The organism is Streptomyces sp. NPDC020362 (genome assembly GCF_040642095.1).
In the GTDB taxonomy this organism is placed as follows: Bacteria; Actinomycetota; Actinomycetes; order Streptomycetales; family Streptomycetaceae; genus Streptomyces.
Map to the genome: position 1 here is coordinate 1 of NZ_JBFAET010000164.1, position 12979 is coordinate 12979.

Sequence of the window (12979 nt, forward strand, 5' to 3'; positions counted from 1 at the left end):
CAGGGTGCCCTCGACGGTGAGTTCGGTCGCGGTGATCTCGTCGGCGACGGGGGTGTAGTGGCCGGTCAGGTAGGGCTTCTTCTCAGCGGTCATGGCGGGAATCTCTTCTCTCGGGTGAATGCGACGTGGTGTCAGACACGGTGTTCGGGGCGGGCGATTCTTCAGATGTCGGAGGTCTGCAGCTGGGAGGCGGGGCGGGCGGGGGCGGTCACGATCCGTCGGCGTCCTGCACAGCGGGTGAGGAGCAGCGCGAGGACTGCGGTGGCGGCGAGGATCGCGGCGGAGGCGCCGAAGGCGGTGCGGTACCCGGCGGCGACGGCCTCGAGGTGGGGCCGGCGGGTGGATGCGTGGGCGGTGACGGAGCCGGCCAGGGTGGTCAGAGCGGCAAGGCCGATCACGCCACCGACCTGGCGGGTGGTGTTGACCAGTCCGCCGGCGAGCCCGGCGTCCTGCGCAGGGACGCCCTCGACGGACAGGGCGGTCATCTGGACAAAGGCGATGCTCAGGCCCAGGCCGATCAGAATGGTGGGGCCGAGGACATCGGTGAGGTAACTGCCGTCGGCGCTGATCCGGGACAGCCACAGCATTCCGCCTGCCTCGGTGAGCAGGGCCGCGATCACGGCCGCCCCGGCACCGATCCGCCGGGAGATCCGCGGTGCCAGCGTGGATCCGAGCATATTGACTATGGCGAAGGGGAGTTGGCCCATCCCCGTGGCCAGGGGATCCATTCCCAGGACCTGCTGCTGGTAGAGCGACAGGAAGACGAACAGGGCGATCCATACGGATCCCATCAGCGCCATCAGCAGGTTGCCCGCAGCGACCCGGCCGGTGGTGAACAGCCGCGGCGGCACCAGCGCGTTCGGCCGGCGACGTTCGATCGCGACGAAGGCTCCGAGCAGCACGGCGGCGCCGAGAAGGGCGCCCAGCACACGGGTGTCCGTCCAGCCGGTGCCGCGTGCGGTGGTCAGCCCCCAGACCAGGCAGGTCAGGGCAGAACTGACCGTGGCAGTGCCCAGCAGATCGAACCGCCCGGACTTCCGGCCGGCCGCCCGTGGTACGAGGACCACCACGGCGGCCAGCACCAGTACGGCCCCGAGGGCGACGGAGTGGAAGATCCAGGGCCAGCCCCATGCCTGTGTGAGAACACCACCCAGCAGGACACCGCACGCTCCTCCCGCGCCGGAGACCGCGCCCCACACCCCCAGTGCTTTGCCCCGCCCCGGCCCGGACGGGAACAGCTCCATGGCCAGGGCGAGCGCGGCCGGGGCGATGGCGGCGGCGCCGAGACCCTGGACGGCTCGGGCGGCGATCAGCACGCCGGAGGAGGCGGCCAGTCCTGCCACCAGCGAGGAGCCCGCGAACAGCGCGAGGCCGGCGATCAGTATCCGGCGGCGGCCGAGGAGGTCGGCCGCCCGCCCTCCCGCCAGAAGCAGGGCACCGAACGCCAGGCTGTAGGCGTTGACCACCCAGGTGGTTCCGCTGTCCGACAGGCCCATTTCGGCGCGGATGTGCGGCAGCGCGACGTTCACGATCGAGGTGGCGACCATGATGATGAACTGGCCCGCGGCGAGCGCCGCGAGCACAGCGCCCGGCCGATGAGCAGGCGGCGCCAGGGCCGATTGTGTGCGTTTGAGGTTCATGGCGCACACAGTCGTGCGGGCGGGTGTCCACATACCAGGCCGGACAGAGGCCCGGGACTGTCCGCTCCTGTCCGCTCCCGTCCACGCCTGACTGCCAGGATCCGCCGAGCACCGACGTATCGCGCAGCTGCTCGAGGGAGGGGATCACGGCCCGCGCCGGGTCGTACTGCGGCGGTTTGACGTTCGGCCGACGATTTGTCGGGGAAGATGCCGAGCGGATGGGCATCGAGGAGGACCGCGCGCAGCGCGAAACCCTGCCTTCACGGCAACGATGCTGACGCACGATGACGTGCCCCCGCTCCGGACCGGGTCACGCCGGCCGGTCTCTCCCGTGGTCCTGGGGCGCAGCCACCACGTTGGCCAGGGGCTCTCCAGCCGTGTACCGCGCCAGCTGGGCACGGACCAGTGCCAGCGCACGGGGGCGGAACGCAGAGGTGGTGGCGGCAGCATGCGGGCTGATCAGTGTGTGGGGTGTCGTCCACAAGGGATGCCCTGGCGGCAGCGGCTCCGGGTCCGTCACATCGAGGGCCGCGCTCAGCCGTCCGCTGCGCAATGCATCGACCAGTGCAGTGGTGTCCACCACCGGGCCACGGGCGATGTTGACCAGCAGGGCTCCGTCCCTCATCCGCGCCAGGAACCGTGCGTCGACCGCTCCCCGGGTCGCGTCCGTGAGAGGCAGGGTCAGCACCACCACGTCGGCCCGCGGGAGCAGGATCGGCAGCTCGTCCATGGAGTGCACCGGCCCTTGGGGCAGCTGTCGCGCGGTGCGGGCCACGCGCAGCACGTCGCACTCGAACGCCGTCAGCCGGGCTTCGACGGCGACACCGATGGAGCCGTAGCCGAGCAGCAGAACCGTACGGTCGGCCAGCGCGGGCCGGAAGCCGGATGTCCAGCGCTGCGCGTCCTGGGAGCGGACGAAGTCGGGGATGCCACGCAGTGCGGCGAGCGTCAGCGCCACCGCGTGTTCGGCTGTGCTTGCCGAGTGGACGTCCCTGGCGTTGCAGAGCGTGACTCCGGCGGGCAGGTGTGGCAGCACGTCGTCGACGCCCGCACTCAAGGACTGCAACACGCGCAGGGCCGGCAGGGCCGGCAGCAGGGTCAGCGCCTCACTGGTGAAGGTGTACGGGATGACGAAGAACTCGACGGCGTCCAGGAACCGGCCGTCGGGGGCGTGACCGGCTCCGTTCCAGACGAGCACGGGCCATCCCGGAGGAAGCCCGTCGAGGTCGGTCGGCGTGAACGGCAGCAGGAGCCTCGCCCCGTCCGGATTCTTGGCGGAAGTCATCGGGCGGGCTCCTGACGGAACAGCCGACTGTGGTCGGGGACGGAGCGAGTGGGACGCGCCCGGCAGGGTTCGCACATACAAGCATGTCAGGGAATGACGGGTGATAGTGGATGTGAACCAGTGTTCCACTGTCACCTGAGGGAGGCACGTTGATCAGCGTGGTCAACGGTTCACGCGTGGTGATCGTGATGGGCGTGTCCGCATCGGGCAAGTCCACTGTCGGAGCACTGCTCGCCCAACGGCTCGGTGTTCCGTTCCTGGAGGGCGACGACCTTCACCCCGCGGCCAACCGGGCCAAGATGGCGTCCGGGCACCCGCTCGACGACGCCGATCGCAAGCCGTGGCTGGCGGCTTTCACGGAGTGGATCCGAACGGTTTCGGCAAGTGGGCACGGGGGTGTTGCCACGTGTTCCGCACTCAAACGCGAGTACCGGGACCGGTTCCGGCGCACGGGAGCGGATCTGTGGTTCGTCTGCCTCGCTCTGGACCGAGCGGTGGCCGCGGAGCGGATCGCCCGCCGCAGGGGGCACTTCATGCCCCCGCAGCTACTCGACTCCCAGTACCAGCTTCTGGAACCACTGCAGGCCGACGAGCCGGGCGTCACCATCGACGCGTCCGGCGACAGGGAGCAGGTCCTGGCAGCGGCGCTGCGCGCGGTGACCACGCCGGACCGGTAGTTCGCGCCCCACAGGAGGTTCGGATGGACTTGATCCACTTCCGAATGGTCATGCCGCCCGTGCTCACCCAGCGGGCCGTCGACCTGCTGGCCGCACACGACCGCGTCCTCAACCTGGTGGTCGTGAGATCAGCCCATGTCCCGGACGGCGACGTGCTCGAGTGCGACGTGGTGAAGGGTGCCGCGAACGGCGTGCTCGGCAGCTTGCGCAAACTGGGCGTCGACCGTGTGGGAGCGATCGCCGTCGATGACGTCGACCTGATGTTCTCGCACCGTGCGCAGCAGATCGAGGACGAACAGCCGAGCGCGCTCGTCCACGCGCCGCTGTGGGCCGCGGTCGAGGCCCACATCCGGGCGGGGGGAACGTACCCGCCGTCCTTCTACCTGTTCCTGGTCATTGCCGGGCTCATCGGCTCGGTGGGGATCATGACCAACTCGCAGATCCTCATCGTGGCAGCCATGGTGGTCGGCCCCGAATACAACGCGATCACCAGCGTCGCGCTCGGGCTCGACCGTCGTAACCGTCGCAGGGTCTGGGAGGGGACGCGCGCGCTGACGACCGGATTCCTGCTGGCCATCGCGGTCACTCTGGGTTTCTCCGTGCTGGTTCGGGTTGCCGGCCTGCAATCCACGGCCTTCGACCTGGGGCTGCGGCCCGTCTCCCATCTCATCGACACACCGGACGCCCTCTCCGTCGTCGTCGCGGTCCTGGCCGGGGTGGTCGGAGTCGTCTCGCTCACGGAGGCACGCGCCAGTGCGCTGCTCGGTGTCTTCATCTCCGTGACCACGATTCCCGCCGCCTCGGACATGGCCGTCTCGCTCGCCTTCGCCGACTGGAGCGAGGCGAGGGGCTCGCTGTTCCAGCTCTTGCTCAATGTGGTCGTTCTCGTGGCCGTCGGCGTCCTCACCCTTCGTCTGCAGCGGCGACTGTGGCACCGCGCGGCTCGTCGTGCCGCCGCGCGGCCGCAGCATTAGCGGTCCGCCGCCGGGGTGTTCGCGGGTCGGGGTTCAGCGCCATTCGCGGGTCGGGGTTCAGCGCCAGAGCCGGTCGAGCGCGTCGTTGAGCGTCGTGGCGGCCATGATGAGGGACAGATGGGTGAAAGCCTGCGGGAAATTGCCGAGTTGTTCTCCGCTCGGGCCTATCTCCTCGGCGAACAGGCCGACGTGGTTCGCGTAGGTCTGCATCTTCTCGAAGGCATAGCGGGCCTCGGCGAGCCGCCCCGCGCGGACGAGGGCGTCGACGTACAGGAACGTACAGAGACTGAACGTTCCTTCACTACCTCGCAGGCCGTCGGGGGACGCCTGGGGGTCGTAGCGGTAGACCAGGCTGTCGGAGACGAGGACGCGGTCCATGGCGTCCAGGGTGGTGAGCCAGCCGGGGCTTCGGGGGGAGATGAATCCGACCCGGGGGGCGAGCAGGAGGGAGGCGTCCAGGACGTCGCCTCCGTAGTACTGGACGAGGGCCTGCTCCTTCTCGTTCCAGCCGCGTTCCATGACCTGTTCCAGGATCTCGTCCCGGGCGCGGGTCCAGCGCGCGGTGTCGGCCGGCCTGCTGAACTCGGCCGCCAGCTTCAGACCGCGGTCGAAGGCGGTCCAGCACATCACCCGGCTGTACGTGAAGTCCTTGCGTCCGCCCCGGGTCTCCCAGATCCCTTCGTCGGGCCGGTCCCAGGAGTCGGCGAGCCAGTCCAGGGTGGCCGCCAGGCCCTTCCACCCGTGGTAGCCCGCGTGCTCGCCGACCTCACGGCCCTCGGCCAGGCCGTACAGGGCCTCGCCGTAGATGTCGAGCTGCAGCTGGTCGGAGGCGGCGTTGCCGGCCCGGACCGGGTAGGAGCCGCGGTACCCCTCGAAGTGCTCCAGGATCTCCTCCGTCAGATGAGGGTCACCGTCGACCCGGTACATGATCTGCAGGGGTTCACCGTCCGGTCCCTCGTGGGCGCGGAGGCGGTCGCCGAGCCAGTGGATGAATTGGGTCGCCTCCTCCACGAAGCCGAGATCGAGCAGGGCCCGGATCGACAGGGACCCGTCCCGCACCCAGGTGTACCGGTAGTCCCAGTTGCGCTCACCCCCGACCTGCTCGGGCAGCCCCATGGTGGCGGCGGCGACCGGAGCGCCGGTGGGGGCGTAGGTCAGGAGCTTGAGCGTGATGGCGGAGCGGTACACCGTGTCCGTCCAGCGGCCGCGGTAGCGCGAGGTGCGCACCCACAGCTGCCAGAAGTCGATGTTCTCCCAGATGTCCTCGGTGACCCCTTGGGTGGTGGGTGACGGCGGCGCCTCTCCGCCCGGCGGGCACATGGTGAACACCACGGCGGCCGCCTCTCCGGCGTTGAGCGTGCGGGCGCCCCGGACGTCCTGCCCGTCCTGTTCGAGCGGGATGTCGCCCTGCAGGTGGGCGGTCGCGCCCGGGGCGTGGAACGTCGCCCGCTCGGGCGTGAGGTCGAGTCGGTGGTCGGCCCGCGCGTAGGCGAACCGCGGCCGGCAGGCGAGCTCGAACCGCACGGTGCCGCGCACCGTGCGGGCGACACGCACCAGCTGGTGCCGGTCGGTCGCCTTCGGGCCCGGCCGGACCGGCATGTAGTCGATGATCTCGCCGACTCCGTCGGGTGACATGAAGCGGGTCACCAGGACGGCGGTGTCCGGGTAGTAGAGCTGCTTCCAGGTGCCTTCGGGGTGCTCCGGCGCGAGCAGGAAGTAGCCGCCGCCGTCGTGGTCGAGCAGGGCGGCGAAGACGCTGGGCGAGTCGAAGCGCGGTGCCGCGAACCAGTCGATCACCCCGTGTGAGGACACCAGAGCCGCGGTCTGCAGGTCCCCGATGAGCCCGTGGTCGGCGATGGGCGGGTAGCGATCCATGGCGGTCTCCTTGCTGGTCTCCTGCTCAGGCCGTTGCTGCCGTGACCCGCCCCGTACGGACGGCATCGACGAGTGCCTGGTGGTCCCTCTCGTTCCGGTCGGCGTAGAGCTCGGCGAATGTCACGAGCGCCCGGTCGAAGACATCACCGCTGCCCAGATACGAGGCGATGGCGATCCGGTCACCCGACCTCGCGTGTGCGCGAGCCAGGGCGGCACCGCACATCTCACCGAAGGCCTGCAGTCCCGGCGGCAGCATGTTCTCGGGATCGGCGATGCCCTTCCAGTCGCGCAACTGCCGGACGTAGAAGTCCCTTCGGCGGCCGTCGATGCCGTCGGCCCGCTCCCAGCCGAGGAAGATGTCGCTCGTGGCCTGCATGAGCCACTGGCCGGAGACCACCCGCTCGCCCTGCGACCGGGAGCGACTGGCGCCGGCGAAGGGTGCCAGCACCGATTCGTCGGCCTCCTTGGCCTGCAGGAACAGCGGGTCCTCGTCGTCCCTGCCGAGCAGCAGCGCGATCCAGCAGCGGGTGCCCACGCTGCCGACTCCGACCACCTTGCGGGCCATGTCGACGATCCGGTACTGCTCCAGCAGGAGCCGCCGGTCCGACTGCAGCGTCTTCGAGTACCGTTCGAGCAGCCGGCGGATCTGTTTCTCCAGCGCGTCGCGCTCGGCGTCCGGAAGCAGGTCCTGCAACGGCGTGATCAGTGGCGGATCCGGCGCGATGCGGACCTCCCCGTCGACGATCCGGGTGAGCTTGCGGTAAGCCTCGAGGCTGTCCCGGGTACGTGCCTTCGCCACCGCCTTCGACCAGGTGCCGCGGGCCCGCGCGCTCACTTCCCGGACGAACCGGGACTGCACCCCACTCTCCTCGAACTGGGCGTACCACACGGGAAGGTTGCCCATCGCGGCGAACTCCCGCGTCCACTCGCGGTAGGACCGCACCGTCGCCCGTACGACGCGGGCGCGCTCCTTCGTGCTGAAGCCGTTGGCCCTTCCCGCGATGACGAGGCTGGCGGACAGCCGCTTGACGTCCCATTCCCACGGTCCGGGCAGTGTCTCGTCGAAGTCGTTGATGTCGAACATCAGGCGGCGTTCGGGCGAGGCCAGCAGCCGGAAGTTCAGCAGGTGCGCGTCACCGCACAGCTGCGTCGTGATCCCGGACCGAGGGGTGCCGGCCAGGTCCCCGGCCATGATGGCGGCGGCTCCCCGGTAGAAGCGGAAGGGTGACTCGGTCATCCTTCCGTAGCGGATCGGTACGAGCTCGGGCACCCGCTTCGCCGACTGCGCTTCGATGACGTCCACCGGGTCGGGCCGCATCTCCGTGGGCGCGAACTCGGCGTGGCTCGAGCGGGGTGCCAAGGATCGGGCCGCCTTGCCGAGTGCGGCTCGTTCCTGTGGCGTACGGTGCCGGGTGCCGGCATCGGCCGGGGGGTGGGAGGTCATTGCAGTCGCTCCGCGATGTGGTCGCCGACGCGCAGCGCGTTGGCCATGGCGGTCAGCGAGGGATTGACCGCTCCGATGCTCGGGAAGAAGCTCGTGTCGACGACGTAGAGGTTGTCGAGGTCGTGGGCCTTGCAGGTGACGTCCAGGGCCGAACTCGCGGGGTCGCTGCCGAAGCGGACCGTGCCCGCCTGGTGCGCCGTGGCGCCGATGGGCATCCCCTTGTGCAGGTAGATGCTGCGCGACAGGAGATGGTGTTCGTGCATGCCCACGTGGCCGAGCAGGCCTTGCAGTTTGTGCCGCAGACGCTCCAGGCCGGCGATGTTGTTCTTCTCGTCGAGGGCGAGATGGATCCCGTCGTCCCGGTCCAGGGTGACGCGGTTCTCGGCGGCCGGCAGGTCCTCCCCGCACAGCCAGAAGTCGACCGCGTGGTGGGCCAGCACCTCCAACGGCATGTCCGGGGCGACCGCCCCGGCCCAGCGGGGGGCTTCGCCGTGGATCTGCTCGGAGTCGGACTTGCCGAGCATCTGGATCCCGCCCAGGGGGTAGTCCCAGTCGTCGGATCCCAGGTACCAGTCGTGCAGCGCCAGAGTCTTCTGGAACCTGGTGTCGTTCGGTTCCCGGGACACGGCCATGAGGGCCAGGTTGTTGTGCCGCATGTAGTGCCGGCCCACCACGTCCGATCTGGTGGCCAGACCCTGCGGGTGCTTGTCATCGGCCGAACGCAGCAGCAGGACGGCGGAGTTGACGGCGCCGCAGGCCACGACCACGATGTCGGCGCCGAACTGCACGGTGGCGGTGTCCCCCTCCCCCACCGTGGCGACGACCTTGGTGACGCTCCGGCCGGTCGCATCCGTTTCGAGGCACCGTACGTCCGCATTGGTGACCATCTCGACGTTGGCCTGTTCCAGGGCCGGGTCGACGCAGATGACCTGGGCGTCGGACTTCGCGCCGACCAGACAGGGGAAGCCGTCGACGCGGTCGCAGCGGATGCAGGCGCTGGTGTGGACGGCCCGGCCCCGGTCGTCCTGGGAGAACTTGGTGTTGCCGCCCACGTAGCAGTTGGCCTCGGGCGGAAACCGGTTCCCGTGCTTGTCGAACCAGAACTCCGGAGCGCGGTACTTGCCTTTGACGAAGACCGCGGTCGAGTCCCAGTTGTCGCGTTCGCGGGGCAGATAGCCGCCGCGTTCGAGAAGGAGGATCCGCTTTCCCGTGCCCGCCGGCCGGTGGGCGATGGTGCCACCACCCGCACCGGTGCCGATGACAACGACGTCGTAGTGCTGCGCTTCGGTCATCCCGGCCACCGCCCTCGGAGCCTTGTCCGGTCCTGCCCGGGGTGAAGGAGAGATCCACCCCAGCCGCCGTCCCGTCCCGTTCACCAACGTATCTCCGGGTGATCTACCCGGCGAGTTGGACTGTTCGGGTGAATCAAGGCGTGCTGGATCTCCCAGCCGGGCCGCCCGTCACAGGTTCGCGAAGGGCGGCCCGATGGCGTGGCACGACGCGCCGAGGTGGCATGTCGCGCCGCCGCGTATGTCCATGGCCCCACGGTGACGCCCCGTAGCCATTCGTGAACCAGGTGCCATGGTTTCCGGTGCGGGTGCGGGGGCGGACCGGTTCAGTACGGCAGCCGGGCGCGCTGAGGGTACGCATGTCACACGGGGAGCTGACAACCCGGGACGTGATGGGTCGCCCACGGGGGGAGGGTCGTGAGTTCCCGGTCGCCGGACAGGTCGAGGGTGATCGTGTTGAGGCAGGCCTGGGCGTCGATGTGGGCGATGACCAGTCGGCCGTGGGGGTCCACGGCGGCGGCGGGTGTGTGCACGAACGGACCGCCGCCCAGTGAGGTCCATTCCGGCCGTACGGGGCTGCCGTCCAGAGGCTGAATGGACAGGCTGAGTCCTTGCTCGTCGGTGCGTTGGATCAGGGCGGCTTCCCCTGTGGGCAGTACGGCGTGGGCGAGGGGGCCGAAGCCCGCAGTGGTGGCGGCGATGTCGGGCTGCGTGTTCCAGGTGCCGTCCGGATGGTCTTGACGGTGGGCGAGGAGCCAGCCGGTCTCGGGCTGACGGGAGAACATCAGCAGACGGCCGTCCGCCTGCTCGATGAGGGTCGCCGGAGCGGCAGGCTGGGCGAGCTGGGTGCCGTAGTCGCGTGTGAAGGCTCCGTCAGCGGTGGTCTGGTACCAGCGCAGAACGCCCATACCACTGGTGCTGTTGGCGGCATAGATCTCGACGGTTCCCTGGCTCTTGGCAATGGCGGCCACGCCTTCCAGAACGCCGCCTTTCAGGTCGCCCCAGGGCTGCCATCCCTCTTCGGTCAGGCATCGGGAGCTGAGACCGGTACCGAAATTGCGGACCACGACCTGAACGCCGGCACCGGAGGCAACGACCACCGGCATGCCCAGGGCGCGACGCCGTGCTTCGTGCTCCGCCGATGTGTTGTAGGGGCTCTGGAGGTCGGTCCAGGACCCGAACTCCCCCGTGACGGGATCCTGGGTGAGGTGCATGAGGTTGCGCTGCTGCTGTTCGGGGGCGGAGCCCACCGCTGCTCTCACCGCGACGATGTGAATGCGTCCGCCGGCGTCGCGTGTCGTGTCGAGGCGGGCGAGGAAGCGCCCGCCTCTGCCCGGCAGGTGGCCGAGCGGCGCCGGTCCCGACCACGTGTCGCCGCCGGGGCGGTCCTGGGTCCACATGACCGGCCGCCCGCCGAGCACGGCGAAGGCGGCGAGTCGTCCGTCGGCCAGCGGCTGGAGCCAGTTGGTACTCGACTGCCAGCGATAGTTCGTGCTCTGTCCGTAGAATCGGTTGTACGCACGGTTGCCGAGGGGCTTGTCACCGCACAGGCCCGGGGGCTGCTCGCATGCGTGACCGTCCTCGCCTCCGTAGACCGCCAGGTAGGAGAACTTGCGGGCGGCCTGCTGCGGGCTGAGGCTGCGGGGACGCAGCTTGTTGCAGTACCCCACGTAGCTTTCGACGGCTGCGGGCCGCTGTCTGCCGGTTCGCTCGTACTTCTCGAGTGCTGCCATGGCGAAGAGGGCTGCAGCTGTGTGGTCGGAGTTGTCGCAGTAGGTGATGCCTCCCGTCTTTCTGTCGACGGCGGTCCATTGCGGATCGGGGTTCATGATGCGCACGACGGCTGGGGCGTACTGCTGCAGGATGTCGGTGAGAATGCCGGTGACGGCATCCCGGGTCAGCGGTTGCCCGTCGCACGGGGAAGGGATGGGGCTGGATGCCGGGCGCAGAGTCGCGAGCGTCCTGCCGGTCTGCTGCCACAGACCCAGAAGGTTCGTCCCCTGTGCGCCCTGGCCAGTGCGCAGATTGAGGAAGACCAGGGTGATGCGTCCGTCGTCCAGGCTGTTGACCTCCGCAGTGACTCCCCGGATCTTCACGGCGGAACGCACCCATGGGGCCCGTCGGCTGCCGGTGACCATGAATGCGTAGGCCGCACGGATTCCGTGCTGGCGGGCGGCGGTATAGCCGGGGAAATCAGGTGTGGCGGTCTTGCGGGCCGCATCGTCCATCGGGAGATTGATGCCATCGGCCTCCCCCGTCGTCAGATAGACGCTGACCTGGGGTATTCCGGAATGCACGGACTCCCACAGGTCCGGCGTCATGAAATACAGATCGTCGTCCGTGTGGGCGCAGATCTGTACATGGGGTGCCAAGGCTATGGACTTCGACCGGCCTGGTAGCCCGGTGGCAGAGAGGCGATTGAACAGACGCATGGTGTGGAGAACCTCCTTGACCGGAGAGGGAAGCTGGTGCCCGCCGCGCAGCGGAGCTTTCGAATTCTTTTGTCGTGGTGAGGCCGGCGGAGGCCGTGCAAGGTCTTGGTGTCCAAGACGTTGACCCTGCAGGGGTATCGCCGGTCAGAGCTGGGCAAGGCCTCGTTTCAGGCGACGGCCGAGGGGGCGTTCGACATAGCGGTGCACCAGCCAGGCGAGCGTCAGCATGGCTGCGGCCACCAGGACGACCAACGCCCCGGACGGCGCGTGGGGAAGCCGCAGGCTGAACAATTCCCGGCCGATGTCCTGATGGAGCAGGTACACCGGGTAGGTGAGGGCGCCGGCGCCGGTCAGCCATCTCCAGGATATCCAGGAGAGTTTCGTCGTGGCGACGAGCGTCATGACCCCGAAGCTCGCGGCAAGGATCACGATCACGGGCCATGACGGGACCGTGTGCCCGATGTATGTGCTGGTGTTCTTCCACGTGCTGAGCACGAAGGGAAGTGACGAGGCGAAACACAGCAGGACCACGCCGAACAGCATCAGGTTCGGGCGGAAGCGGTGCATGAGATAGAGCGCGATGCCGGCGATGAAGTACCAGCTGCTGTCCGGCATGATCAGCAGCCGCACCGGGTCTTCGACCGGGGCCTGGGCGTACATCGCGCTCGCCACGGCCCAGACGCAGCAGAAGAGCAGGACACGGCGGTAGGTGAGCCCCCACCAGGTGAGGACCGCAAACAGCAGATAGAACCTGAGCTCCGCGAAGAGTGTCCAGTATGCGCCGTCGACGGGTTCGACACCGAGGGGCTCTTGAAGCATCGTCAGGTTGGTCAGCACGTCGTTCCACGGCAGGGGACGCGCGCCGCCGGGGATGACCGCGACGGTCACCGTGGTGGCGACGACCGCGAACCAGTAGGCCGGATAGAGCCGCACCACGCGCGAGACGAAGAACTCCTTCGGTGATTTCCCCCAGCAGCTCATGCAGATGACGAATCCGCTGATCAGGAAGAAGAGCTGGACACCCAGCCAGCCGTATGCGGCGAGGGGGAAGGCCGTTGGGAACTGCGCCTTCAAGTCGATGTTCCCGCCGCTGTCGCGGGCGAGGTAGTGATAGGACATCACGGCGAGTGCGGCGATGAGCCGCAGTGCGTCCAACAGGAGTATCCGCTGGGGGCGGTCACCGGCCGGTGAGGGATCCTTGTTCTCCTGTTGTGGCGAACTTCGCGCGCGGCCGGCTCGGTCGAGCATGGGATCGTTCTCCTGTGGGGAAGTCGAGGTGCCCGGTTGGGGACCACGACACAGGCGCGGGGGGGGATGGGTTGGGGGGGGGGGGGCGGTGAAAAACCCACGAAAGGCGCCCGGA

General features: G+C 68.9%; 9 protein-coding genes. 2 read left to right on the plus strand and 7 right to left on the minus strand.

Features of this window, described 5'->3' with window-relative positions; genetic code table 11:
- Nucleotides 1–161 precede the first annotated feature (161 nt).
- Both AB0H32_RS36620 and AB0H32_RS36625 read right to left on the minus strand, forming a co-directional pair.
- Nucleotides 162–1640 (minus strand): MFS transporter, encoded by a 1479-nt coding sequence (locus AB0H32_RS36620; RefSeq protein ID WP_361130100.1) that lies wholly within the window; start codon nt 1638–1640, stop codon nt 162–164.
- A gap of 310 nt (nt 1641–1950) precedes the next feature.
- On the minus strand, nt 1951–2925 hold the full coding sequence (locus AB0H32_RS36625) for a 2-hydroxyacid dehydrogenase (protein ID WP_361130103.1): 975 nt from the start codon (nt 2923–2925) through the stop codon (nt 1951–1953).
- Nucleotides 2926–3113: 188 nt separating this feature from the next.
- Between AB0H32_RS36625 and AB0H32_RS36630 the strand changes: the two genes are divergently transcribed.
- Nucleotides 3114–3602: a gluconokinase gene (locus AB0H32_RS36630; RefSeq protein ID WP_361130135.1), complete on the plus strand. Its 489-nt coding sequence runs from the start codon at nt 3114–3116 to the stop codon at nt 3600–3602.
- Nucleotides 3603–3625: 23 nt separating this feature from the next.
- Nucleotides 3626–4576 (plus strand): DUF389 domain-containing protein, encoded by a 951-nt coding sequence (locus tag AB0H32_RS36635; protein ID WP_361130106.1) that lies wholly within the window; start codon nt 3626–3628, stop codon nt 4574–4576.
- 57 nt (nt 4577–4633) lie between these two features.
- Here AB0H32_RS36635 and AB0H32_RS36640 read toward each other — a convergent pair whose 3' ends face one another.
- The 5 genes from AB0H32_RS36640 to AB0H32_RS36660 form a co-directional block, all read right to left on the minus strand.
- Nucleotides 4634–6451 carry a glycoside hydrolase family 15 protein gene (locus AB0H32_RS36640; RefSeq protein WP_361130109.1) on the minus strand — a complete coding sequence of 606 codons (1818 nt, stop codon included), beginning with the start codon at nt 6449–6451 and terminating at the stop codon, nt 4634–4636.
- 25 nt (nt 6452–6476) lie between these two features.
- Nucleotides 6477–7895 carry a DUF2252 domain-containing protein gene (locus AB0H32_RS36645; RefSeq protein ID WP_361130112.1) on the minus strand — a complete coding sequence of 473 codons (1419 nt, stop codon included), beginning with the start codon at nt 7893–7895 and terminating at the stop codon, nt 6477–6479.
- Nucleotides 7892–9187 carry a GMC family oxidoreductase gene (locus AB0H32_RS36650; RefSeq protein ID WP_361130114.1) on the minus strand — a complete coding sequence of 432 codons (1296 nt, stop codon included), beginning with the start codon at nt 9185–9187 and terminating at the stop codon, nt 7892–7894. Before AB0H32_RS36650 ends, AB0H32_RS36645 begins: the two co-directional genes overlap by 4 nt.
- Nucleotides 9188–9546: 359 nt before the next feature.
- Nucleotides 9547–11556, minus strand: a complete 2010-nt coding sequence (locus AB0H32_RS36655; protein ID WP_361130117.1) for a hypothetical protein — start codon at nt 11554–11556, stop codon at nt 9547–9549.
- A gap of 204 nt (nt 11557–11760) precedes the next feature.
- On the minus strand, nt 11761–12864 hold the full coding sequence (locus tag AB0H32_RS36660) for an acyltransferase (protein WP_361130120.1): 1104 nt from the start codon (nt 12862–12864) through the stop codon (nt 11761–11763).
- Nucleotides 12865–12979 lie beyond the last annotated feature (115 nt).

Bases quoted from the DNA above. Each gene is read 5' to 3' on its own strand.
- AB0H32_RS36640 (WP_361130109.1), bottom strand. From the start codon at position 6,451: ATGGATCGCTACCCGCCCATCGCCGACCACGGGCTCATCGGGGACCTG.
- AB0H32_RS36660 (WP_361130120.1), bottom strand. From the start codon at position 12,864: ATGCTCGACCGAGCCGGCCGCGCGCGAAGTTCGCCACAACAGGAGAAC.
- AB0H32_RS36620 (WP_361130100.1), bottom strand. From the start codon at position 1,640: ATGAACCTCAAACGCACACAATCGGCCCTGGCGCCGCCTGCTCATCGG.
- AB0H32_RS36630 (WP_361130135.1), top strand. From the start codon at position 3,114: ATGGGCGTGTCCGCATCGGGCAAGTCCACTGTCGGAGCACTGCTCGCC.
- AB0H32_RS36650 (WP_361130114.1), bottom strand. From the start codon at position 9,187: ATGACCGAAGCGCAGCACTACGACGTCGTTGTCATCGGCACCGGTGCG.
- AB0H32_RS36625 (WP_361130103.1), bottom strand. From the start codon at position 2,925: ATGACTTCCGCCAAGAATCCGGACGGGGCGAGGCTCCTGCTGCCGTTC.
- AB0H32_RS36645 (WP_361130112.1), bottom strand. From the start codon at position 7,895: ATGACCTCCCACCCCCCGGCCGATGCCGGCACCCGGCACCGTACGCCA.
- AB0H32_RS36635 (WP_361130106.1), top strand. From the start codon at position 3,626: ATGGACTTGATCCACTTCCGAATGGTCATGCCGCCCGTGCTCACCCAG.